The organism is Acinetobacter sp. YWS30-1, from assembly GCF_033558715.1.
GTDB lineage: Bacteria > Pseudomonadota > Gammaproteobacteria > Pseudomonadales > Moraxellaceae > Acinetobacter.
The window spans coordinates 181176-203373 of record NZ_CP114606.1 but is presented as its reverse complement, the minus strand read 5'-3'; the positions used below and the strand labels follow the sequence as shown (position 1 = coordinate 203373).

The window sequence follows — 22198 nt, the reverse complement described above, 5'->3', positions numbered from 1 at the left end:
CCCTATCTTCTCTTTCCGTCTGCAAGCATGCTTCTGGATATTCATTTTTCTCAAGCATAGTTGGTTCTATTACAGATGAGAACTGGTACATCTTTGATGTAAGCAATGCAGCAAGACTGATCGATCTAGCAAGAAAACCTCAATACAATTTAGCGCATAAAAATCCATAAGACCCTTATATTTAGAGTTTGTTCTCTGCTTCTTTAAGAGCCTGCTGATCCACTTGAGTCATTTGCTGGTTAAGCTGCACTATTTCCTGATAGAGCTTATTGAATTGCTTTAAGGGTGCATCTTCATAGAACATAAAGGTCTGGTTTTTCTTTTCCCATTTATTGTTTTTCAGCACCAGAAATAACTGGTCTGCTTTGGCCAGACTCTGTTTCTCAATTTCAAAAATTGCATAGGCATTATCCTGCTGCTGATTGGCTTTCAGATTATCTGCCAGCTGCTGACGATAGCGATTTTTAATATCCAGCTGTTTCACCTGCTCTAACTGCTGGGTTGCCCGCTGTTGAATTGTCTGTTCATAACCCTCGACAATTTCATGCACGCGCTTCAGCATGGCTTCGGTTTCTTTATAGTCTTGAGCCTGATCTTTGGCTAAGCGGTCAATATCCAGAAAACTATCCCAGTTCGCTGCTTTGAGGTCACGTAAGTACTGATTACGAGCCTCGGCACGATCACGCATCTGACCCAGAATAAACTGGGCCATTACGGCATAATCTCCATCCAAACGATCATCTTCCAGATCAATCCGAATCGGTTTAGACCAATCCTGTGCCTGCTGCAAAATAGATCCAGTTTTTTCTTCCAGTACCGTTTCATATTCTTGCAAATCGGCCTGCTGTTTCTGCTCTACAGAATTTTGATAAAATAACCAGATCAAAATTGCCAGTACCACTCCAGCGATAATCATAAAAACACGGGGCATCTACACGCTCCAAGTCTGTCATCCAGATCTTGTTGATTTTTTACACTATGCTTATTTTTCCAGCATAATTCAAGACATAGAGCTTTTCACATTTGTGAACGTGCTTCCTCAATACTGAAAAAATGAATCCAGTAAAAAGCCTGAAGAAAGGAAATAAGTTTTCAGACTTCCTTTCTTCATGACGTGATCTGGCTATACCGAAACTGACTGACCTGATCAGCCTGACCCATCGGATTATGTGCTAGCGCGAACCAAAAGGCAGACTGAGCTCAAGCCGATTCGGATCAAACTGCTCCCTGACGATCTGGACATTGGTGGCATTCCGGTCAATGCCAAAAGGTTGCAAAATCACATAGATTCCATTTCTTGGATCTGAGGACTGCAAGCCTTGCGCTACTGCCAGTACATATTCCCGGAACACAGTAGGCAGACTGTCCAGATCTGGATTAGGCGCTGCTGCCCCCATGTCAATATTTGCAACGACATCACCATCGACACTATAAGCCTGGATATCGCGTTCAATTTTCATCAGGCGCATCTGCAAAGCCTTACGCTGGCTGGCACCTTCCTGATAAGGCGTTATTTCCGTCACAGCACGCATTTCAGGCTCTGCCATGACAGTTAAGGTGGGAAGTACCGTTGCTTCAGAATGAGCAGGAGCTGCATGACTCAGTACAGGGAGAGTAAAAGCAGTACAGGTCAGCATCAGGCCCAAGCTTTGAATGGATTTTAGGAGATTCATCTTATTACCCCTCGGTTGGAAAAGGGAAAGCGTCAGATTAAATCTTACAAGTAATACAGCTTCTTATTGTTAAGTTTGATAAACGGTCAATCGAATCCATTACACCCTCATAAAGCCAACCAGCAAATCAGGAGCAAAGCTCCTAAAAAATATGAATTATTCAGAAGTTAGATTTAAAAAAGCAAAAATCCCCAATATGGGGATTGATTTGCATTACTGGCTCATCCTTTAAGGAGATCTTGGAAATTGCGCTACAGGAGATGGATTGTTGTAGTTTTCTAATAAGCCCAGATTCACCTTGTCCAGATTAATCTGTAGTTGAAGACCGCGTCCTGGTTGCAAGCTGCTGCTACGATCGATCCCGACATTCTCCAGCAGTGTATACAGCCCTTGGGTTGGATCACCAGATTGTAAGCCCTGGGCAATGGTCCTCACATACTGTTGCAGTGCAGGTGACAGTAAACTCAAATCTGGAGCTTGGGTCGGCTTAATATCGAGGTTTGCCAGCACATTTGGATTGACCATAAAATTTTCTGCATCCTTAGTTCCCCGGATTACCTGATGCTGCAAGGCAAGACGATTGGCTTCATTCTCAATAAACGGGACATAGCCAGTCTCATTACTCATTTCAGGTTCAGCCATAATGGTCATCGTCGGTAAGGTAAGTACCGGTTTCTGTTCTTCTGCATGTACTGCTATGCTCAATGTACCTAACAGAATCCCAAATAAAGATGTTTTTAGACTATTCATGGGCTTTCCCCCTACTTCAAATTTCACAACCTGAGTGCCTTTATCGGTTGCTAAAGTCTGTATTTAATTATCTATTAGATTACCTTGATTATTTTGAGAACTCATTCCTGCTCAGATGAATGGCAAAACAAGTTAATTCTTAGGCTGAATCAAAAATCACAGGCGAAAAAAAACCTCAAACATTGTTTGAGGTTTTTTCGAATATGGTGGCGAGACCCAGGATCGAACTGGGGACACACGGATTTTCAATCCGTTGCTCTACCAACTGAGCTATCACGCCGATGCGGTGTATTAAGCCGTATCTGGACACATTAGTCAATCGAAATTATGAAAAAAAAAGATTGAGTGTCTGAATTTTGGCCTAAAAAAAATCCCTGATGGGATCAGGGATTGAAAACTTTAAAATCGTTTTGAATATGGTGGCGAGACCCAGGATCGAACTGGGGACACACGGATTTTCAATCCGTTGCTCTACCAACTGAGCTATCACGCCGATGTCGCGTATTAAACAGTTTCAGCTCTTAATCGTCAAGTACATAACGTATAAAAATCATCAAATGTTTACTTTTCCATCGATTTGCATGTTTATACAGCAATATTTTCATATTTTCAGCAAATACCTGACTAATAAAATAAATTGAATCCGGTATTTACAAAAAAAGCAGCCCGAAGGCTGCTTGAAATTTATCTGTATCTAAATTTTTTCAAGATTTGCCAGACAGCGGTGAATGGCTCCGCATCCCGGTACGAATGCTTTTACTCCTTTTTCCTCTTCCATGCGGCATGCCTCACTCACCAGCCTTTCTGCAACCCCGCGTCCACGGTTGGCCGGATGCACCACAATATTTTCCAGGGTTCGGCTTTCGCCTTGTCCCGTGCACCAGATGGCGCCGATGATTTTGGTGTTAAATTCTGCGGTATAAAGTAAGGTATACTGTGCAAGGTTTTGCTCTAGATGTTCAATGGCATCTGCCCCATCACTAAATTCAGGGCTAGTGTCATACAGTCGCTCAAGCTGGCTGCGCACTTCGTCGTTTTCTAGAGAAGTATAAGCATGTACGGTAATAGGCATTGATAAACCCTCCTGAGCAATCTAATATGCGGTGACGTCGTCACGGCGAAAATATTTTCTACATCAATCATTTTGACGTATTTGAGGAACGTGTCTATGACAGATCGTATCAGTGAAGTGGTAAGAAATACCAACGAAACCAAAATTCGAGTTCGTTTGAACCTCGATGGTACTGGTCAAGGCACTTTAAACACTGGTATTCCATTTTTAGATCATATGATTGATCAAATCAAGCGACATGGTCTGTTTGATATTGATATTCATTGTGATGGAGATCTGGAAATTGATGACCATCATACCGTAGAAGACTGTGGTATTACCTTAGGTCAAGCCTTCGCTCAGGCTTTGGGTGATAAAAAGGGCCTACGCCGTTATGGACACTTCTATGCGCCGCTTGATGAATCTTTAAGCCGTGTCGTGGTGGATCTGTCTGGCCGTCCGGGTCTGTTTATGGACATTCCATTTACCCGTGCCATGATTGGCCGTTTTGATGTAGACCTGTTTTCTGAGTTTTTCCAGGGCTTTGTCAACCACTCGCTGATGACTGTACACATTGACAACCTGAAAGGTAAAAACAGTCACCACCAGATCGAAAGTGTATTTAAGGCATTTGCCCGTGCACTGCGTATGGCATGTGAAGTTGATCCACGTGCTGCGAATACTGTTGCTTCAACCAAAGGTACCTTGTAATGACCCGTATTGCCCTTCTTGACTATGGCATGGGAAACCTACACTCAGCAGCCAAAGCACTTGAACACGTCGGTGCAACGGTAGATGTGACCAATGATCCAAAACTGATTGCCCAAGCCGACAAAATCGTTTTTCCGGGTGTAGGTGCAATGCGTGACTGTATGCAAGGCATGCATGAAGCTGGAATTGATGAAGTCGTACGTAATGCCGTGTTCAACAAACCGGTATTGGCCATCTGTGTCGGTATGCAGGCCCTGATGCAACGTTCCGAAGAAAATGGCGGTGCGGATGCACTGGGCATTTTTGCCGGTGAAGTCAAACACTTCCCGGAAATGGCAGGTTTAAAAGTACCGCATATGGGCTGGAACCAGGTACATCAGGCCGATCCAAGCCATCCGATGTGGAAAGACATTGCTCAGGATGCACGTTTCTATTTCGTGCACAGTTACTATGTGGAACCACAAGATCCAAGCATCGTGGCAGCGACCTGTAACTATGGTATTGATTTCTGTACTGCCCTGCATAAAGACAACCTGTTTGCGACCCAGTTCCATCCGGAAAAGAGCCATACTGCAGGCCTTCAATTGCTAAAAAACTTTGTGGATTGGAATATCTAATCCAATACATTCAAAAAGCTCGCATCATGCGGGCTTTTTTATGGGCTACAGCTTAAAATTTTATTTTTGAAAAATAATTCACATCCAAGCTTCCTTCTCTAAGGTATGCTCTATTCAACCTGAATATTCATCAATGGAAGATGCTTTAATCATGGATACCCAGCTTAACGATATTCTGCCGAGTAAAGAGGCAATAGCAAATTTTCCACCTTTTCAAAATATCGCGCCTGAAAATATTGTGGTGATTAACAGCATTCAGCAATGTGAAGCTCTACGCGAAGAACTTGGGCAGATCGCAGTCTTTGGTCTGGACACTGAGTCTAAACCGACCTTCAAGGTTGGTGAAGTGTCCACTGGTCCGCATCTGATTCAGCTGGCCACTCTGGAAAAGGCCTACCTGTTTCAGATGAATACTGCCATTTGGGATTTTCTGAAACCGATTTTTGCCAATCGAGACCAGATTAAAGTTGGTTTTGGCCTGAAAAATGATGCGCATCTTTTCCGTAAAAGAGGCATTGAGCTGAACAGTGTGATTGAACTGTCAAAGTGCTTTGGTGCGTTCGGCATTAAAAATCCTCTTGGATTAAAAAATGCGATGGCTTTGCTATTTCAGGTGAATTTTCCTAAATCAAAACGGGTTACGACATCGAACTGGGCGAAAAAACATCTCAGTCAGGCACAAATTGAATATGCGGCTGCAGATGCCTATGCACCTTTACTGGTCTTTGAAGAATTGCTGCACCGTGGCTTGGGTCCTAAGGAAGTTCCCAATACTTCACTAAAATTGAAAATTCGCCCGCATTCAAAAATTTGAACAAACAGAAGATCAGTTTTCTAGCGAAATATCATTTTGATATCAGATTCCATCAGGAGTATTGCAAAGAATAAAAAAATTGAAGAATAAAATCCTGTCACTCCAGCATATCTTCAGACAGGTTTTCTTTTTTCATACCGTTTAAGAGTTAGAAATTTCGACTTTATTTGCTAAGATGAACTCACTGAAATTCATTCTAAAGATTGAGCAAGGAGCGAAAGCATGCTGATCATCCCTGCAATTGACCTGAAAGATGGCAAATGTGTCCGTTTAAAACAAGGTCGTATGGAAGACGATACCGTATTTTCTGACGATCCGGTGGCAACAGCACAGCATTGGGTAAATGAAGGCGCTCGCCGCTTGCATTTAGTAGATTTAAATGGTGCTTTCGCAGGTACACCGATTCATAAGCCAGTGGTAGAAGCCATTGCCAAATCACAGCCAGAATTGCCTATCCAGATTGGTGGCGGGATCCGCTCACTGGAAACTATCGAGCATTATCTGGAAGCAGGCGTATCTTTTGTGATTATTGGTACAAAAGCAGTACAAAATCCTGAATTTGTAGAAGAAGCATGCAAAAAATTTGCAGGCCACATTATTGTGGGTGTCGATGCCATGAACGGCATGGTGGCAACGGATGGCTGGGCGAATGTGACTGATGTAAAAGCGACTGATCTGGCAAAACGTTTTGCGGATGCAGGCGTGTCTAGTATTGTTTATACCGATATTGCCCGTGATGGCATGATGCAGGGTGTCAACATTGAGCAAACTGTACATCTGGCACAATATTCAGGTCTGCCTGTAATTGCTTCAGGTGGTGTAACCAATATGGATGACGTGCGTAACCTGAAAGATCAGCCTGGCATTTTAGGTGCGATTACCGGTCGTGCGATCTATGAAGGCACTTTAAATCTACGTGAAGCACAATTATTGCTGGATGAACAAGAAGCGCTATAATAGCGTCTGCTGAAAAAGAGGTCTGTGGACCTCTTTTTTTATTGTTCAATTTTTTGATCCTCTCTCCCATGTCGACATCTGTTTCCCAAACATCCTCTACCTGGAGGACGAAAGTTCCTCAACTTGCTCTGATCCTCATTACCATCATCTGGGGTGGCAGCTTTATCACTGTACAATATGGCCTGAATTTCAGTAGTCCGGTGATCTTTGTCGGATTACGCTTTGCAGCGGCGGCAATTGCCGTAACTCTGCTGTCGCTGAAGCACTTGAAAGGCATGACGCTTAAAGAAGTGGCAGCGGGTGCCATCATTGGGGCTGTGATTGCGATCGGTTATGGAACACAAACGGTGGGCTTGCAAACGATTAGTAGCAGTGAATCGGCCTTTTTGACTGCGCTGTATGTTCCCTTAGTGCCGCTACTGCTATGGCTGCTATTTCGTAAGAAACCGCACTTCATGACCTGGGTCGGTGCCCTGTTTGCCTTTCTTGGTCTGGTCTTTTTAACCGGTAATGGCTTTGGTGCCATTCAGCTGAATTTTGGTCAGACTTTGACTTTGCTCGGCTCGATTGCCATTGCGCTTGAGATTATTTTTATCAGTCATTTTGCTCCGAAGGTGAATACTCGGCGTGTCACCGTGCTACAACTCATTTTTGCCTCGTTATTTTGTTTTCTGATTGCACCGATGCTGGGTGAATCACAGTTACCTGACTTCCATTGGCATCTGGCAGGTATTTTGGTCGGTCTCGGTATTGCCAGTGCCTGTATTCAGCTAGTGATGAACTGGGCGCAGGAAATGGTAGATCCTTCTCAAGCTGCGATCATTTATGCCGGTGAACCGATCTGGGCAAGTTTATTTGGACGTATGGCGGGAGAACGTTTGCCTGCGCTGGCACTTCTAGGCGGATTGATGGTGGTACTTGGGGTGATTGCCAGTGAGTGGAAACTCAAGTTTTTCAGAAAAGAAAAAATAGAAGAGTTGAAGGAAGATCTTTCCTAAGCTTATGAACTCCCCCTCTTAAAAAAAGGGGGAGTTTTTTATCTAGAGAAATATAGCTAATCTTATTTGGTATACATCGGTCGATTGTCATTCAGACGCATAATGCCGCGAATCGCGCGATAGACAATCCAGATCCAGGAAACAAAGACCACAACCAGACAGAAAGTGGATGCACCAAAAGCGACGCCTGCAAACAGGTCCGGATCTTCATGGGTAAAGAACAGGAATAGGAACGGCACAAAGGCTACAATATTCCAGAACAGATACCACCAGAAACTGCGGATTTGCCAGGTAAAATGGCTTTCAAAAATCGAACCTCGTACATCCGAGCGCTTCACATAGTTAATAATCAGCGCAATCACTGCCAGCAAGCCACCACTAAAAATGGCCACAATATATAAGATATAAAGAATCAGGGTTAGCGTGCGATTTGAGTCTTTATCAATTGAATAGTTCATCTACGCTCCTGTGGTTGTTTCTAGATATTCAGGCTGTTAAAGGGAGAAATCAGCCATATAATCAAAATGATGTTAAAAGCTATAGTACAAAAATAAATTTGCCGGAAGGGTTGTTTTTGTGTTTTATGACGTAATTTTTGCTGTGCCAGCCAGGCTGCCGGCCACCCTCCCAAAAAAGCCACCAAATGCAGGGTGTTTTCAGGAATACGGCGATTGCCCAGTTGTGCCGCTTCCTTATCCTGGGCATATAGCCAGTAACTGAGAACATTCATCAGGCTCACCAGTAACAGGACCATTCCACTCAACAAGCCAGCTAAACTGAGTCCCGCCAGTACCAAAATATAGGCCACAGAAGCAACCTGCATCGGCTGTAGTTTTTCTGGCTGGCTTCGGCCTGATGTTTTAGTTTTTGTTTTTGCCGTTTTGGTTTGTGATGCTTTCAGGTACATAACCTGCTGGGCACGATAACGTCCCTGCTCATCTAGAATCACCAGATAATCTAGCGCACAACCAACAATTGGCCGTGGACCGGGACGGGCAAAATCTTTGATATGCAAAAACACGCGATCTTTGGCCGGATCATTGGGCTGAATAAAGCCATAGCCTTTGTCATCAAACCATTCTACCAAACGTCCCTGATCGCGCATTTTGCCTGTTCCTGTTTATTTTTAATTTAAGCTGTCACAAATTTTAAACGTTCAATCAGCATGTTACGCATCTCTTCCGGATTTTTTTGCAGAATATCTTCACCGGTGCGGCCTTCAGCCGCATTTTTCTGTGCCACTTGTAAACGCATCATCCAGAAACGGCCCGCAGCCATTGCCAGGTAAAGCTCCAGACATGATTTTTCATCTTCTGTTAAAGGACGAACAGTTTCATAAGCTTTTAAAAAGGCATTGGCCTTTTCTGCATTTAAAGTAACTTCTGGATAATTGGTACAGAAGTCATTTAAAGTAATCGCGATATCAAACAGGAATTCATCTTTATTCAGCTCATAAAAGTCCAGAATTCCTTTCAGCTGATCACCCTCAAACAGGGTATTGTCACGGAACAGATCCGAATGGATAAAGCCACGTGGACGATCCGGATATACTGCGGTTAAAGCTTCATACAGGCCCAGAAGTTTACCCAGTAAGACTTTATCTGCTGCGTTCAGACTCGGTTTAATTTCCTGTGCTACGTTATACCAGTAGGCATGGTCACGGACAAAGGCGCGCTCAAGTTTAAAATCTTTCAGTGCGACATGCATTTTGGCCTGAGCAATGGCAATCGCTTCCGCCTGCGCAACGGTAGATGGCATCGGATGCTCGCCCATCATGCGTGGTGCAATTTGTGCCGGCTTATTTTTTAGCGTATGAATGGCTTTGCCTGAATGGGATAAAGGCACCGGTACGGCCAGACCTGCCTGCCCCAGATGCTGCAAGACCGGCACCAGTTCTCCGGCGGCCTGTTCATCCATATCTTCAAAAACGGTCAGCACATATTGCTGGTTTTCGCAGACCAGAAAATAGTTTGTATTCTGGATACCTCCTTGAATGGGAATCAGATCAATCACCTCAAGTCCATAGGGTGCTGCGAAATCCTGAACTTCCTTTAAAGTCAAAGTGGTATAAACCGACATAGAAAACCTGCGAAAAAACTTACATATTTTTGCTAGAATACCGTTTCCATCTACCAAGGTGTAGCGCTTGCGTGGGTGAGTTTCATAATCGGCTGTAATAATTGGAAAAATTTATGCTAGCTAAACGTATTATTCCTTGTCTGGACGTCGACAACGGTCGCGTAGTCAAGGGTGTTCAGTTCCTTGATATTCGTGATGCGGGTGACCCGGTAGAAGTGGCACGCCGTTATAATGAACAAGGTGCCGATGAAATTACTTTCCTTGATATTACCGCTACACATCATGGACGCGACACCACTTACCGTACCGTTGAGCGTATGGCTGAATCTGTATTCGTACCGCTTACAGTAGGCGGTGGCGTGCGTAAAGTCGAAGATATTCGTCTACTATTAAATGCAGGTGCGGATAAAGTCAGCATCAACTCGGCAGCCGTCTTCAACCCTGAGTTTGTACAGGAAGCCTCACAGCGTTTTGGCGCGCAATGTATCGTGGTAGCGATTGATGCCAAAAAAACTGGCGAGAATAAATGGGAAATCTTTACCCACGGCGGACGCAAACCGACCGGCATTGATGCCCTGGAATGGGCAGAAAAAATGGCCAGCTACGGCGCAGGCGAACTGTTAATTACCTCTATGGATGCCGATGGCACCAAAGCAGGTTATGACATTCCACTCATGCGTGCTATCAATGACCGCGTCACTGTACCAACGATTGCCTCTGGTGGCGTAGGCAACTTGCAGCATCTGGCTGACGGGATTATCCATGGTGGTGCCGATGCAGTACTTGCCGCCTCTATTTTCCACTTTGGCCAACATACCATTCCTGAAGCCAAGGCTTATCTAGCTGCTCAAGGTATTGAAATGCGTCTTTAAACGACAGCCTTCAAATGAAAAAGAGCGTGAATATCACGCTCTTTTTTTATGCATTATTCTTAGAAATCATTTAAATTCTGGACAAAAAAAAGGAGTCTTGCGACTCCCTATAAAAACCAAGAAGAACTACAGCACTTGGTATCTTTGACATTTACAATATAACTCAATCTGTATGCAGGTTGATAAGACTTTCAATCATCAACCGACGCAAATATAGGTGAAATCCTGAGCACAATATTGACAATATATGCAGAATTTATTGACAAATCACGACAGGGTTAACCAAAGTGAGAAATGGTTAACATTTTATGTGGCAGATTACTCGAAATTTAAGTTATTTAATCACGATCTTTAGCCCATTTAGCCGGGAAATAACGCTGGGTTAAGTGGGTTAAGCGCATAGAGATCTGTTCCGGCAAGACAATACCAAGGGGATTTTTTTCCTGTAAATCTGCTGAGGAAATCACCCGGGTTCCCATCAAATAATCAAACCAGGGCTTGGTTACACACCAGTTGGCGTCTTGGTTACTATTCATATGGTGATCATAATGCCAGGGAATTTTTTTTCTGGCCCATTCTGGCTCCAGATGTGCTCGCCGATGCATATAGAAATAATTGCCTGCACTATACAGCGTGGCCAAAAACATACCTTTGGACAAGGGATAAAAAGCCAGCCCGAATACGCTTGCTGCGACGGCCAGTGAACCGATTTCATTGCGGATTCGCCAGTTTTTCAAACCTTCCACATAGGCATAATCAGAAAATCTGGTCTTGCGAACTTCACGATGATGTTCCCAATGTGAACGCATGCTGTCCGGCACTGGGCTATAACGCGTCTGCCCTGCTCGATGCGTACCATGCAGCACATATTTATGCGCAAACCATTCAAAGCCATTGGCTACGACCAGTCCTGCTAGAAAGCCTTTCCACATGATCTTTTCCTCCCTGTTTGTTTACACTATAGGTCAAACAAAGGGCTAGATATTGACCGATAATTTCAATATCATTGACAAAAAACGACAGAACAAAAGAATTAAAAAATGCACGTTCCCCAAGATTATGTCGGTTCGGTATATGGTGGTTTAGGACATTTGCTTTTGGACTATTACCAGCTCAAACAACTGGACATTCCCAAGAAATTGTTTGCGATCCAGAACCTGGAGCGTTTTGATTATATTCTCTGGCGTGATCTGCTCAGCCAGCTGGACCAGGAGTTGCAGCGGCCAGCACTCGGCCTGGAAATCGCGCAACTGGTGCAAGCCAAGCATCTGGGTATTATTGGCTATCTGGCATTATCCAGTGAAACGCTGGGCGAAGCCTTTATGCGTTATCATGACTATCATCGCCTGATCTATGATGGCAGTCCTTTACAGGTCAGTCTGGATCGAGATTACCTGTCCATTTCCTGGAGCGAGATTCCGTTTAAAGTGAGTACGCAACTCACAGATGAGATTGCTATCGCGCTCATGACTGAATTTATTCGCTCAAGCATTCTTGACCAGCATCAACTGCATCTGCATGAAGTCCATTTTCAGCATCCGGTCAATAAAAATATTGCGGTCTATGAACAGTATTTCCGCTGCAAGGTCCGTTTTGGACAGGCCAAAAATCAGGTACTGATTCCTGTGAGTGAAATGTCTACGCCTTTAAAGAAAGGTGATCAGACCTTACAGAAATTACTGATGCAACAGGCAGAAGCGGTGCTGGAAAAACTTCCGAACTCCACCCAGATTGATCAGCGCTTGCAACAGGCGATTCTGGTGGGTCTGCAGAAAAATATGTTCCAGATTGAACATATCGCCAAACAGATGAATTTTTCTGTACGTCAGCTACAACGTTACCTGCAAAAACAGGGTCAGACCTATCAGCAGCGTATGCAGGAAATCCGCTGCATGATGGCCATGCAATATCTGAAAGACCCTCATCTGAGTCTGCAGGAAATCAGCATGCTGCTTGGCTATTCTGAGCAGAGCGCATTTCAGCGTGCCTTCAAGCAGTGGACGGCTCAAACACCACAACAATGGCGCTCAGAATATCTAAAAACCCAGGTGCAGGAAAAATTTCTGGACTATCCTGCTACCGCAGAGATTAATGTCCCATATCAGATTTAAAAGTTTGAATAAAATAAAAAAGCTCCTCATCAAAGGAGCTTTTTTCTAGCCAGAATAGTGATTAAGAAATTTCTATAAAAATGGATTTTCAATTTCATCTGCATCATTGCGTTCAATTTTTTCTGGCAGATCCGGTGTTTCTTCGAGTTGCTGCACAATATCATTTAACAGTGCCTGCAAGACTTTGGCTGCCTTGAGACCAGCCTGGTCTTTAGTAATTTGCAGATTGCCATACAGACTGACACGGTCCAGATCATTCTCAACTGTCAGATCATGAATCGCATGCGATTCGGTTCCATTTTCAAATGCTTTAAACATTAATTTCTACTCTGTTTTATTATTTTTACTCACCTGTCTTCAGCATGCTACCTGAAGCCTGCTTTTTACAGCAAGCTCCTTTTCACTATTTCAGCAGCTGCAGGATGTATTGCAGTAAGGCCTCAATCAGCTGTTTAACAATCGTGTCCTGGGTATCATGATCGATCCCGTTCTTATTAACTGATGAGCTGGTATTGCTTGTACTGGCCGAACTTGAAGCCGACGGTTTGAACTCACGCTGCAGTTTTTCCAGATCTTCTTTCGGCACATCTTCAGCACACTGGCTTTCTGCATCCCAATTCGAATAGGCAATTTTCTGGTTGGCCTTCACAGCATTTGCAGTCAGTGGCAGATGATAGGTATTGCGTTTCTGTTCTTCAGTTAACTGAGGAAACAGGTTAATGCCAAGCTGCTCTTCCAGATAGCAGACACTGACAATGCGAACCTTGAGCGAATTATCATTAGGTGCATAGTAGGCACCAATGGCACCAGTTTTCGGCATGTAGATCGCTTTATACACGGCAGTTGGTACAATTACACCCTTGCCAATAGTTTTCAGCTTTTTGGCAGCAAAGACCGGCCCGGTCACTACATATACGTCCTGCTTCTGCTTGGTCACAATGGCACGGGTTGCTTCTTCCAGCTCACGCCAAACCTGCTGATTGTTCTTTGGTGCCTGCGGGACCATATTGGCCAGCGAGAAACTGTCAGACTGTGAAGCTTTATTTGGCATATCTGCATTTGGTGCCATATGGCCACGGTCATAGCCTGAACCACGATAGTCAGCCAAAGTCGCGCGATGAGCAGCACTCAGTCGTGTTTCTTCATGGAAATTGTCTTCACGTGGAATTTTCTGGCTCAGACGCTTCGGTGTTAAGGCCTCCGCCACCCATAGTGGCGTTTTGGATACCCCAGAATAACCCACATTAAAGCCATTAAAACACAGTGAATAACTGTCTTTTTTCAGGCTGTCTTTCATTAAGGAAGGCGGGATGTCCCGGTAAAACTGTTCCAGACAGCTCGAATTCGATGTAGAAGGCAGAGAAATCCACTGACTGATTTTTTCCTGGCCAAACGCAATCGCAAAACTCCCGGAAGCGACCATTGCCAGGATCACTTTCACGCTATTTTCATTAAAAAACTGAAAAACTGAATTCTTCGACTTACGCTGCTTCTTTGCCATGCTACACGTGCTTTTAAGATCAAAATCGGGGGTTTTGCGAGCTTAACAAGCCATGTATATGAAGTATATCTTACCCTCTTTATTTGCCTAATAATTACACAATCTACCCCTATATTCTTAAATCTTGTAACAAAGTGTCGTTTTTTTAGTGAGCTTTCAGCGCGGTTTTTTAACCTTTAAGTAGCTTTGATTGTGACCTCGTCTTGAGTGTGCAAAGCTATTTGACTACTCAAATTACGTACAATTATTAGCAATGGAGTTAATTTATGAATTCCAAACTATCTAAGTTATTAGGTCTCGGAATATTTACAAGTGTGATCAGTGCCGGCGCATTCGCTGAGCCTCCTGTACAAGCGGGTGAAACACTTGAAAGCTTATCTAAAGCTAAAATTAGTACCACTGTAAATGGTCAGCAAGCCTCACTGGAAAGCCTGGTGAACTCTGGACAGATCCGTCTGGTAAACCAGCCAATGTCTGCACCTGCTCAGCCAGGCCAGCAGCCACAACAATCAATGCCAAATCAGCCAATGCCAACACCAGGCATGCCTGATGCACCTGTTGCACAACCAGAAATGCCGGATACCAATCCAGCTCCAGCCAATCTTGAGTCTGAACCAGCAGCCCCTGCTACAGAACAGGAAATGACTATGGGTGAAGCTGTAGAGCAACCAGCTCTTGAAGAACAGCAAGCTGCTGCACCTGAAGCGGCTGCGATGACTGAGCAAACTGAAATTGCAGTAGAAGCTGAAGCTGATCCTGCGGTAGATGCACCTTTAAACGCCGCCCCTGAAATGCCGGTTGAGACAGAAGCAACAGAACAATAATTTGTTATAAAGCTTTCTAAATTTCTCTCCCCTAAAAAAACCAGAGCCTAGCTCTGGTTTTTCTATTTTTACATCTCGATCTGGCTACCCAGTTCAACCACCCGGTTGGTCGGGATCTGGTAGAAGTCGCTGACCGGACTGGTATTACGCTGCATGGAAACAAACAGTTTTTCCCGCCAGGGTGCCATTCCCTCTCCCACCGTATGCATAATCCGTTCCCGGGAGATAAAGAAACTGATCTGCATCAGGTCATATTCAAAGCCCCATTCTGCATACGCATGTTGCAATGCTTCCGGGATATTTGGCTGATCCTTAAACCCGTAATACATCGTGACTCGATAAAAATGTTCACTGAGTTTTTCCAGTTTGATGCGTTCTTCATCGCCTACAAAAGGAATATCCCGGGTAATAACCGTCACTAGAATATTGCGCTCATGTAGCACCTTGTTGTGCTTGATATTGTGCAACATGGCATGCGGCACAATGGTCGGGGTTCCGGTCAGGAAAATTGCTTCACCCGGCACAAACTTGGTGCCTCCCCCAATTGAGATACTCTTAATGAACAAGTCAATCGGTAGCGCATCTTTTTCCAGACGGTTCAGAACCAGTGCACGACCATCTTTCCAGGTCATCAGAATCGTAAATAATGCCGCCCCGAGCAGGATCGGCACCCAGCCACCTGATGCAATTTTTAAAGATGTTGAGGCTACAAAAACCAGATCCAGCATCAGGAATGGTGTGGCAAATAACACCACTTTCCAGATTGGCCAGCGCCAGAAACCGTAAGCCAGAATGCTAATTAAAATGGTGCCACACAGCATAGTCATGGTGACTGCGACCCCATAAGCACTCGCCAAGCGGGCACTATTTTCAAAGAGTAAAATCAGAATCACCACGGAAATAAACAGCATCCAGTTAATGAATGGCAGATAAATCTGTCCACGCTCTTCAGCTGAGGTATGTTTTACGCTCAGACGCGGTAAATAGCGCAGTTGAATAGCCTGATTCACCATGGAGAACACCCCGGTAATCACCGCCTGTGAGGCAATCACAGCAGCTGCCGTTGCCAAACCAATCATTGGATATAAGCCCCATTCTGGAAGCAGCATATAAAAAGGATTTTCCAGTGCTTCAGGACGGCGCAGCAACAACGCGCCCTGCCCAGCATAATTCAGTAACAAACAGGGCAACACAATAATGAACCAGGCCAGACGAATCGGCAGACGACCAAAGTGCCCCATATCAGCATAAATAGCTTCACCCCCGGTCATGGTCAGAATCACGGCGCCCATGGTCAAGAAGGCTACAAAAGGCTGATCGACCACAAAATGATAGGCCCAGTATGGATTCACCATGGCCAGTACTGTCGGGGTCTGGATAATGCTCCATAAACCAAAACCACCAATCGACAGGAACCAGAGTAAGGTCAGTGGACCAAAAAATTTACCCATGGTTCCGGTACCATGACGTTGCACCAGAAAGAGTCCCGCAATAATCCCGATCGATAGAGGTTCTAACCATTGATTAAACACAGGCGTGGCAATACTCAGCCCTTCAACCGCAGATAATACGGAAATCGCCGGGGTAATAATTCCATCACCAAAAAACAGCGATGCCCCAATAAAGCCAAGCGCAATCAGGTAAATTTTCTTGTCATCAGAAATGCGTGTAGTTCGCAAATTGAGAGCTAGTAAGGACATGATTCCGCCCTCACCGTTGTTATCGGCACGCATGATAATAGTGACGTATTTGAAGCTCACCGTCAGCATGATGCACCAGAAGATCAAGGACAAAATGCCCAACACCGAAGCTTCACTAATGGCAAGGTGCGACGTCAAGAAACATTGGCGTAGTGCATACAATGGACTGGTTCCAATATCTCCAAAAACAACCCCAAGCGCAGCCAGCGTAATTACCGGGAGAGCTGCTTTCTGTGCAGTGCTTTGCATATATCGTCTTCGTTTTTAACAAGCATTTTTGCGAATCATAGCATTGCGCTCAAAGTTTTTCCGCAAATCAATTGTTTCAAGCTTGGCAGACTGGCTTTTTTTCTATATCATCCACGGCCATGGTGAGGTGTCCGAGTGGCTGAAGGAGCACGCCTGGAAAGTGTGTATACGTTTATAGCGTATCGAGGGTTCGAATCCCTCTCTCACCGCCAAATTCGACTTTTACGGTAGTTCACCGTAGTGCAAAAGGCTTGATCTTAAAGGGGTTGAGCCTTTTTTGTTGCCGAAATTATTAGGGAATGGATTAAAAATAAAAGAATAACTATACAAGTTACATAAATGATGCCGGATGGCTGTTGAATGACACTGAGGAATATTCGAGCATGATCCTATCTTGGTAAAAAATGATGGATCGCTATGAAAGATGATGAAAAACCCCTAAATTTTGATGATGATAATGAGCCTCTGGATTTCGAAGATGAGGAGTTCACTGACGATAAAAAAGAGGATGAAATGTACAATCCGATCACCAAAGATGGATCAAGTGTAGATCCTGCGGATGATGGCACACGTCATCTTCGTCCTGAAGATGGTGATCCGCTAGAAGTCGAGCCTTAAGCCCTAGCCCAATTTTATATTGGGCTTTTTTTATAGTCTAAAACCTTAAAAGTGAGCATCTTGGACAGATGAATTGAAAAAGGATAATTCATTTTACTGGTTATTTTTGAGATGAGTATTGCTTGCCTTTTCTTTTGATAGATTTAAAGATGTAAGGATATAGGTTGAGATATATTGAAATAAATTCTCTGGATAAAACCATGATATATCCATTTTTATTAATTTCTTAACTTTATGTTCTTCTTTTAGTTTATTTATATGATGGAGACAAAAACTGGCATAAAAATAGCTTAATTTAATTGTCATCATCGCTATGTTATGGTGGAATCAAAACAGGATAAAAGGAGAATAAAAACCTAAAGATAGAAAACGTTATTGCTTGAGTCTTCCTTATTTGGGTTAGAAAAAAGTGGAAACACTGCTATTCGGAGAGTGGACATGAATAACAGCGCAAACTACATGAAACAGATAAAAAATGCCAAACGCGGTGGTTATACCCCGACCATTGCCAAAGACGTCAACAAACATAAGATTCAAAAAGCCCTAAAATTAATTGAACAGTGGAGAAGTCTTGCTCAAGAACTCAAACCTCAAATGCAGTTTGATATGGCCTTTACTTTAGAGGAATGCGCACAAGACCTGGATCGGATACTCAAAAGCAGATAATTCCCTTTTAACTCACTCATAATAGATTTTAAATATCAACCCCTTATCCTTGCCCATATCACTGATATGGGCAATTTCATGATTTAAATGTAGATGCCTGAGTGAAGATGATTCAATGATCAGCAATAAAAAATTGGTTATAAGATTGAACGGTTATTTTTTGGCTTGCGCCCTTAAGAAAAATCTGTAAAATGCACTCCACAACGCCGGCATAGCTCAGTTGGTAGAGCAACTGACTTGTAATCAGTAGGTCCACAGTTCGAATCCGTGTGCCGGCACCATTTTCTTAGCCTCGCTTTTTAGTGAGGCTTTGATGTTTCTGGGTTTGGCATTTTTATATAGCTGTTTTTTGCCTTGAATACTCAGATCGCCTGTGCCGTCACCTGCACATATCTTACAATCCCATCCTGATATAACTTCTGACAAAGCTTTGCCGTCATCTGGATTTTAAACTGATCCAGTCTTTTGCCTTTTTGTTTCAATTTCTTTGTATTTAAATTCTGATTTACATAATCAGCAAAACCTGAAAATACCGCTTCGGACAGATCTTCAATCTGAATATTCTTAAATTCAAAATTTTCCAAACAATGATAAAGCTCATTTTTCAACATCAGGTTTTTTAAATTGACATCGGCGGATGTCAGCAGAAACTGATATTTACGCTTTTGCAGCGCATTCAAGCTGTTCCATTTTTCAGACAAGATCAGATGATGAAAGCCAATCCGTGCATTGGTGTTCAAAACACTGCGTACCTGATCTAGAAGTTCGGGAACGGAACTATGATAGGCAGCATCCAGACATAGCACCACATCAAAGCGCTGGGAAAAATGCATGTCTTTTAAACGCAGGAAAGAAGCCGGATAGATGGCATTGAGATTAGGTAAATGTTGCTGAATATTCGCCACACAAGCAGGCTGAAGTTCTACACCGGCCAGATATTGCACCTGATAGTGTTGCTGCCAGTGCAACAGGCTGGCACCCTGGCCACAGCCCAGATCCAGCAATTTATCCTTTGAATTTAAACCGACCATTTCTGCCAAATGGTCGGCCAAAGTTCGACAGGCAGCTACATAATCCTGCTGCCCTTCCCGCCAATAACCCAGATTGCTCCAGGGCAACTGCGACTGGTCTCCCAGCAACGAAGCATCAATTGCATATTTATGTTGAGGAAGACGCTGACGAAGTGCCTGAAACCATTGCATCAATCAATAACCGAGTTGGGGTGCTACCTCGATCTTAGGTTTAAGTCCTTCAAATGGCAACGGTGCTCCCATAATTGCAGCAATTTTCATGGCAGAAGTCACTGCAGATTCCAAGATTGGTAAACCGTCCGATGACCATGAGCCGCAGTAGAACACTTTACGGTTCATTTCCAGATGACGATGCTGTAATTCTTTATTGAGGGCGATGGTATTGGCATCTACTACCGCACGGGTCAAGGTCACTGATGAAATCACTTTTTTCGGATCAATCTCAGTCACAGGACGCCAGGTCTGGAATACTGGTGATTTACCCACCAGACTCGGTTCAACCGCATTCAGCCAAACCGTAAATTGCTGACGGGTAAACTTGCGATCCATCATATAGCTGAGTACAGCCCAATCCTTACGTTTCGGTGGCATCACGCTGCTATCGCGGTGAATGACCAATTCACCCTGTTCAAATTTGAATTTCTTTAACAGCTCGATATCACGGCCAAACTGTTCATGATCCAGGAATTCATCAATATGATTGGTTGGTGTCGCCACAACCACACGATCAAAGGTTTTCGACAGACCAGCTGCATTTTCTACCAGTACTTTGTCGCCCTGCTCTTTTACCGAAACGATCGGCGCACCACTTTCAATGTGAATGCCTTCAATCAGCTTGTCTACCAAAGCCGGAGTACCGCCCTGCATACGTAATAAGGCATCACCATCCGTTAGCTGACGCAGGAAAATCAATAAAGGTTTGGCTGGCCATTCACCAATGGTTTTTGGATTACAGGTACAGATGGTATACAGCACCGGCATCACCGCACCATGCCAGAACACTTCTTCAATCTCATTGCGATTGATAAATTCTGCCAGGCTGATGTCCTGATTTTTGGATTTAAAGAATTTTGCCAAGGCTGTTTTGAGTTGCAGCAAACCTTTAACCAGACGCCAGCCATATTGCTGGATGCCTTTGCGGTTATTGATAATCGGAATATTGCCAATCCGGCTACGTGACGTGGTTAGCCAGGTTTCTACCCGGTCTTCAAACAGCCAGCTACAGGCCATATAGGTACGTACCGGGTAAGTTTTAATGCCCAGATGAGTCGCCAGACTTAAGGTATTTTTCCACAGATAAGGATTCATCACACGTAAAGGTGCGTCAATGAGGCCTCCTTCAAATTCGAGACTATGACTGTCCATGCCGCGACCTTGAAGCGCTTCAAAAATAGTAATGCGATGTCCTGCGTCCTGAAGAATTCTGGCAGTAGCCAGTCCAGCCATGCCACTACCAATTACTGCGATATCCAATCTGATCATCCGTCATTGAAAAACTAAAAGAAATTATGAACCATGCTTTCGGCAAATAGGTTATTAAAATCTTCCAGAATACTTTTTTTTCGTAAGTCTGAGTTAACGTAACTTTACAAATAAATTACATTTTTTGAATAGCAAAAAACGTCTTTATATAGAGTAACTTAAACCGCCATTATATTTAAATATTTAAAAATAAATCTTTAAAAAACAAATGATTTAATTAACCGATTTTTTAATCATCGGTTTACAAAGACCGCAAAACACTCTATAATATGCAGCACAAGAAAGAGATAAATTCATAGAGATAAACAAAATGAATTTATCCAAGAAACTCGTAAAAACGACAAGAAATTCCAGCGCATTAGAAAAAAAAGCCTCTGCTTGTGCAGAGGCTTCTTTGTTTTAAGACTGACTGTATTATTCGGCCTGTACCGCGATTTCACCAAATTTACCCTGATTAAAATCTTGAAATGCCTGAATAATTTCTTCCTTGGTATTCATTACAAATGGGCCATAGCCTTGAATAGGTTCATTCAGCGGCTCACCGGTCAAAAGCAAAAATTTAGTGTCCTGATCGGCCTGTAGCTGAATTTCAGGATCATCATCGCGCGCAAACATCACAATAGAGCTATCCAGGACTTTTTGACTGCCATTTACCACCAGCTCACCCGCCAGTACAACCAGCAAAGCATTATGTCCGGTAGGTACATGCAACGTAGTTTCATACTCCGCTTTTAGCTCGCCATCCCAGACATTCACCGGACTAAAGGTATGCGCAGGGCCATGATGACCTCCGAATTCTCCGGCAATCACCCGGATATGTCCTGCACCTTCATCCATTTCAATCCGTGGAATCTCAGCTGCAGTAATGGCCTGATAACGTGGCGCGGTCATTTTGTCTTTGGCTGGCAAGTTGACCCAGAGTTGAACCATTTCAAACAGGCCGCCCTTTTGCGCAAAATCTGGAGAATGAAATTCTTCATGCACCACCCCTGCACCCGCTGTCATCCACTGCACATCGCTGGTCTGAATCGTACCACCACCGCCACTGGAGTCCTGGTGGGTCACTGCACCCTGATAAGCCAAGGTTACAGTTTCAAAACCACGATGCGGATGTGAACCTACACCATGCTGCTCAGTGGTTGGCGCAAAGTGATACGGCGCTGCATAATCCAGCAATAAAAATGGACTAATGGCCTGCCCCAAACGGTCATAAGAAAACAGGTTTTTCACCGGGAAGCCGTCACCAACCCAGTGCATGTTTTGATTACGGTAAACACCAATAATTTTTTTCATCTTTTACTCCTATACACAATAGGATGAACATGCAGCCATTTTAAGCTTTATCAGCAGTCATCAATACCGTACTTCTAGAATGCAGTATTTCAAATATAAGACGGTTCGACTCTTAGATTTCTGTGTAGCTACTTATAACTTTAGCTTTGCTATAAGACGTTAATTTAGGTAGTCATGAGCAGTAGATAATAAAAAACCCAG

General features: G+C 43.8%; 24 protein-coding genes and 4 tRNA genes. 12 read left to right on the top strand and 16 right to left on the bottom strand.

The features are described from left to right. Positions 1-181 precede the first annotated feature (181 nt). From O4M77_RS00960 to O4M77_RS00935, 6 genes are all read right to left on the bottom strand, one after another. Positions 182-931, bottom strand: a complete 750-nt coding sequence (locus O4M77_RS00960) for a hypothetical protein (protein ID WP_323713682.1) — start codon at positions 929-931, stop codon at positions 182-184. Positions 932-1172: 241 nt separating this feature from the next. After that, entirely contained in the window at positions 1173-1673 is a 501-nt protein-coding gene (locus tag O4M77_RS00955) for a hypothetical protein (RefSeq protein WP_166136836.1), read from the bottom strand. 228 nt (positions 1674-1901) lie between these two features. Then, entirely contained in the window at positions 1902-2423 is a 522-nt protein-coding gene (locus tag O4M77_RS00950) for a hypothetical protein (RefSeq protein ID WP_323713681.1), read from the bottom strand. A gap of 204 nt (positions 2424-2627) precedes the next feature. Next, positions 2628-2703 (bottom strand) — tRNA-Phe (locus tag O4M77_RS00945). A gap of 137 nt (positions 2704-2840) precedes the next feature. Next, positions 2841-2916: transfer RNA gene (locus O4M77_RS00940), tRNA-Phe, on the bottom strand. Positions 2917-3117: 201 nt separating this feature from the next. Next, positions 3118-3495 carry a GNAT family N-acetyltransferase gene (locus O4M77_RS00935; protein WP_004781604.1) on the bottom strand — a complete coding sequence of 126 codons (378 nt, stop codon included), beginning with the start codon at positions 3493-3495 and terminating at the stop codon, positions 3118-3120. Positions 3496-3591: 96 nt separating this feature from the next. On the opposite strand from O4M77_RS00935, the gene hisB reads away from it, so the two are divergent. From hisB to O4M77_RS00910, 5 genes are all read left to right on the top strand, one after another. Next, on the top strand, positions 3592-4185 hold the full coding sequence (hisB, locus tag O4M77_RS00930; RefSeq protein WP_005232589.1) for an imidazoleglycerol-phosphate dehydratase HisB: 594 nt from the start codon (positions 3592-3594) through the stop codon (positions 4183-4185). Further along, positions 4185-4802, top strand: a complete 618-nt coding sequence (gene hisH / locus O4M77_RS00925) for an imidazole glycerol phosphate synthase subunit HisH (protein WP_004781601.1) — start codon at positions 4185-4187, stop codon at positions 4800-4802. Before hisB ends, hisH begins: the two co-directional genes overlap by 1 nt. A 133-nt stretch (positions 4803-4935) precedes the next feature. Next, complete coding sequence (locus O4M77_RS00920; protein ID WP_373687750.1) at positions 4936-5616, top strand: 3'-5' exonuclease; 681 nt, start codon at positions 4936-4938, stop codon at positions 5614-5616. Between the two features lie 222 nt (positions 5617-5838). Then, positions 5839-6573 (top strand): 1-(5-phosphoribosyl)-5-[(5-phosphoribosylamino)methylideneamino]imidazole-4-carboxamide isomerase, encoded by a 735-nt coding sequence (gene hisA, locus O4M77_RS00915; protein ID WP_323713680.1) that lies wholly within the window; start codon positions 5839-5841, stop codon positions 6571-6573. Between the two features lie 68 nt (positions 6574-6641). Further along, the gene (locus tag O4M77_RS00910; protein ID WP_323713679.1) at positions 6642-7571 is read left to right on the top strand and encodes a DMT family transporter; all 930 of its coding nucleotides are present in this window, start codon (positions 6642-6644) and stop codon (positions 7569-7571) included. A 62-nt stretch (positions 7572-7633) separates the two neighbouring features. On the opposite strand, the gene O4M77_RS00905 is transcribed toward O4M77_RS00910, so the two are convergent. From O4M77_RS00905 to O4M77_RS00895, 3 genes are read right to left on the bottom strand one after another with little or no spacing between them, the layout of a single operon-like run. After that, positions 7634-8029 carry a DUF4870 family protein gene (locus O4M77_RS00905; protein ID WP_004781593.1) on the bottom strand — a complete coding sequence of 132 codons (396 nt, stop codon included), beginning with the start codon at positions 8027-8029 and terminating at the stop codon, positions 7634-7636. Between the two features lie 20 nt (positions 8030-8049). Then, entirely contained in the window at positions 8050-8676 is a 627-nt protein-coding gene (locus tag O4M77_RS00900; RefSeq protein WP_180087121.1) for a DUF1294 domain-containing protein, read from the bottom strand. A 26-nt stretch (positions 8677-8702) separates the two neighbouring features. Beyond that, positions 8703-9650: a homoserine kinase gene (locus O4M77_RS00895; RefSeq protein ID WP_180002505.1), complete on the bottom strand. Its 948-nt coding sequence runs from the start codon at positions 9648-9650 to the stop codon at positions 8703-8705. Positions 9651-9763: 113 nt separating this feature from the next. Here O4M77_RS00895 and hisF point away from each other — a divergent pair, with 113 nt between their 5' ends. Beyond that, positions 9764-10522 (top strand): imidazole glycerol phosphate synthase subunit HisF, encoded by a 759-nt coding sequence (gene hisF, locus O4M77_RS00890; protein WP_004781588.1) that lies wholly within the window; start codon positions 9764-9766, stop codon positions 10520-10522. A gap of 338 nt (positions 10523-10860) precedes the next feature. Here the strand turns inward: hisF and O4M77_RS00885 are convergent, their stop codons facing one another. Next, positions 10861-11454 carry a hypothetical protein gene (locus O4M77_RS00885; RefSeq protein ID WP_179991945.1) on the bottom strand — a complete coding sequence of 198 codons (594 nt, stop codon included), beginning with the start codon at positions 11452-11454 and terminating at the stop codon, positions 10861-10863. A 108-nt stretch (positions 11455-11562) separates the two neighbouring features. On the opposite strand from O4M77_RS00885, the gene O4M77_RS00880 reads away from it, so the two are divergent. Further along, complete coding sequence (locus tag O4M77_RS00880; protein ID WP_180017522.1) at positions 11563-12633, top strand: AraC family transcriptional regulator; 1071 nt, start codon at positions 11563-11565, stop codon at positions 12631-12633. Between the two features lie 72 nt (positions 12634-12705). Here O4M77_RS00880 and O4M77_RS00875 read toward each other — a convergent pair whose 3' ends face one another. Beyond that, the gene (locus O4M77_RS00875; RefSeq protein WP_180002502.1) at positions 12706-12951 is read right to left on the bottom strand and encodes a hypothetical protein; all 246 of its coding nucleotides are present in this window, start codon (positions 12949-12951) and stop codon (positions 12706-12708) included. An 85-nt stretch (positions 12952-13036) separates the two neighbouring features. Beyond that, positions 13037-14134 carry a DNA/RNA non-specific endonuclease gene (locus O4M77_RS00870; RefSeq protein WP_323713678.1) on the bottom strand — a complete coding sequence of 366 codons (1098 nt, stop codon included), beginning with the start codon at positions 14132-14134 and terminating at the stop codon, positions 13037-13039. Between the two features lie 266 nt (positions 14135-14400). Between O4M77_RS00870 and O4M77_RS00865 the strand changes: the two genes are divergently transcribed. Continuing rightward, positions 14401-14958 carry a hypothetical protein gene (locus O4M77_RS00865; protein WP_180052761.1) on the top strand — a complete coding sequence of 186 codons (558 nt, stop codon included), beginning with the start codon at positions 14401-14403 and terminating at the stop codon, positions 14956-14958. 68 nt (positions 14959-15026) lie between these two features. Here O4M77_RS00865 and O4M77_RS00860 read toward each other — a convergent pair whose 3' ends face one another. Next, complete coding sequence (locus tag O4M77_RS00860) at positions 15027-16907, bottom strand: potassium transporter Kup (RefSeq protein ID WP_104426719.1); 1881 nt, start codon at positions 16905-16907, stop codon at positions 15027-15029. Positions 16908-17028: 121 nt separating this feature from the next. Between O4M77_RS00860 and O4M77_RS00855 the strand changes: the two genes are divergently transcribed. The 4 genes from O4M77_RS00855 to O4M77_RS00840 all read left to right on the top strand — a co-directional run bounded on the left by O4M77_RS00855 (position 17029) and on the right by O4M77_RS00840 (position 18472). Continuing rightward, positions 17029-17119 (top strand) — tRNA-Ser (locus O4M77_RS00855). A 205-nt stretch (positions 17120-17324) separates the two neighbouring features. Beyond that, the gene (locus O4M77_RS00850) at positions 17325-17525 is read left to right on the top strand and encodes a hypothetical protein (RefSeq protein WP_004781578.1); all 201 of its coding nucleotides are present in this window, start codon (positions 17325-17327) and stop codon (positions 17523-17525) included. A gap of 438 nt (positions 17526-17963) precedes the next feature. Then, positions 17964-18191, top strand: coding sequence for a hypothetical protein (locus O4M77_RS00845; protein ID WP_004781576.1), 228 nt, complete (start codon positions 17964-17966; stop codon positions 18189-18191). 205 nt (positions 18192-18396) lie between these two features. Beyond that, positions 18397-18472, top strand: a tRNA-Thr gene (locus tag O4M77_RS00840). A gap of 81 nt (positions 18473-18553) precedes the next feature. Here the strand turns inward: O4M77_RS00840 and O4M77_RS00835 are convergent. The 3 genes from O4M77_RS00835 to O4M77_RS00825 form a co-directional block, all read right to left on the bottom strand. Further along, the gene (locus O4M77_RS00835; protein ID WP_159123709.1) at positions 18554-19393 is read right to left on the bottom strand and encodes an SAM-dependent methyltransferase; all 840 of its coding nucleotides are present in this window, start codon (positions 19391-19393) and stop codon (positions 18554-18556) included. A 3-nt stretch (positions 19394-19396) separates the two neighbouring features. Continuing rightward, positions 19397-20704: an FAD-dependent oxidoreductase gene (locus tag O4M77_RS00830; RefSeq protein ID WP_125279600.1), complete on the bottom strand. Its 1308-nt coding sequence runs from the start codon at positions 20702-20704 to the stop codon at positions 19397-19399. A 414-nt stretch (positions 20705-21118) separates the two neighbouring features. Next, complete coding sequence (locus O4M77_RS00825) at positions 21119-21997, bottom strand: pirin family protein (RefSeq protein WP_180012427.1); 879 nt, start codon at positions 21995-21997, stop codon at positions 21119-21121. Positions 21998-22198: the final 201 nt, after the last annotated feature.

Coding starts and splice junctions, on each gene's coding strand:
- O4M77_RS00960 (WP_323713682.1), bottom strand. CDS start 931: ATGCCCCGTGTTTTTATGATTATCGCTGGAGTGGTACTGGCAATTTTG.
- O4M77_RS00955 (WP_166136836.1), bottom strand. CDS start 1,673: ATGAATCTCCTAAAATCCATTCAAAGCTTGGGCCTGATGCTGACCTGT.
- O4M77_RS00950 (WP_323713681.1), bottom strand. CDS start 2,423: ATGAATAGTCTAAAAACATCTTTATTTGGGATTCTGTTAGGTACATTG.
- O4M77_RS00935 (WP_004781604.1), bottom strand. CDS start 3,495: ATGCCTATTACCGTACATGCTTATACTTCTCTAGAAAACGACGAAGTG.
- hisB (WP_005232589.1), top strand. CDS start 3,592: ATGACAGATCGTATCAGTGAAGTGGTAAGAAATACCAACGAAACCAAA.
- hisH (WP_004781601.1), top strand. CDS start 4,185: ATGACCCGTATTGCCCTTCTTGACTATGGCATGGGAAACCTACACTCA.
- O4M77_RS00920 (WP_373687750.1), top strand. CDS start 4,936: ATGGAAGATGCTTTAATCATGGATACCCAGCTTAACGATATTCTGCCG.
- hisA (WP_323713680.1), top strand. CDS start 5,839: ATGCTGATCATCCCTGCAATTGACCTGAAAGATGGCAAATGTGTCCGT.
- O4M77_RS00910 (WP_323713679.1), top strand. CDS start 6,642: ATGTCGACATCTGTTTCCCAAACATCCTCTACCTGGAGGACGAAAGTT.
- O4M77_RS00905 (WP_004781593.1), bottom strand. CDS start 8,029: ATGAACTATTCAATTGATAAAGACTCAAATCGCACGCTAACCCTGATT.
- O4M77_RS00900 (WP_180087121.1), bottom strand. CDS start 8,676: ATGCGCGATCAGGGACGTTTGGTAGAATGGTTTGATGACAAAGGCTAT.
- O4M77_RS00895 (WP_180002505.1), bottom strand. CDS start 9,650: ATGTCGGTTTATACCACTTTGACTTTAAAGGAAGTTCAGGATTTCGCA.
- hisF (WP_004781588.1), top strand. CDS start 9,764: ATGCTAGCTAAACGTATTATTCCTTGTCTGGACGTCGACAACGGTCGC.
- O4M77_RS00885 (WP_179991945.1), bottom strand. CDS start 11,454: ATGTGGAAAGGCTTTCTAGCAGGACTGGTCGTAGCCAATGGCTTTGAA.
- O4M77_RS00880 (WP_180017522.1), top strand. CDS start 11,563: ATGCACGTTCCCCAAGATTATGTCGGTTCGGTATATGGTGGTTTAGGA.
- O4M77_RS00875 (WP_180002502.1), bottom strand. CDS start 12,951: ATGTTTAAAGCATTTGAAAATGGAACCGAATCGCATGCGATTCATGAT.
- O4M77_RS00870 (WP_323713678.1), bottom strand. CDS start 14,134: ATGGCAAAGAAGCAGCGTAAGTCGAAGAATTCAGTTTTTCAGTTTTTT.
- O4M77_RS00865 (WP_180052761.1), top strand. CDS start 14,401: ATGAATTCCAAACTATCTAAGTTATTAGGTCTCGGAATATTTACAAGT.
- O4M77_RS00860 (WP_104426719.1), bottom strand. CDS start 16,907: ATGCAAAGCACTGCACAGAAAGCAGCTCTCCCGGTAATTACGCTGGCT.
- O4M77_RS00850 (WP_004781578.1), top strand. CDS start 17,325: ATGAAAGATGATGAAAAACCCCTAAATTTTGATGATGATAATGAGCCT.
- O4M77_RS00845 (WP_004781576.1), top strand. CDS start 17,964: ATGAATAACAGCGCAAACTACATGAAACAGATAAAAAATGCCAAACGC.
- O4M77_RS00835 (WP_159123709.1), bottom strand. CDS start 19,393: ATGCAATGGTTTCAGGCACTTCGTCAGCGTCTTCCTCAACATAAATAT.
- O4M77_RS00830 (WP_125279600.1), bottom strand. CDS start 20,704: ATGATCAGATTGGATATCGCAGTAATTGGTAGTGGCATGGCTGGACTG.
- O4M77_RS00825 (WP_180012427.1), bottom strand. CDS start 21,997: ATGAAAAAAATTATTGGTGTTTACCGTAATCAAAACATGCACTGGGTT.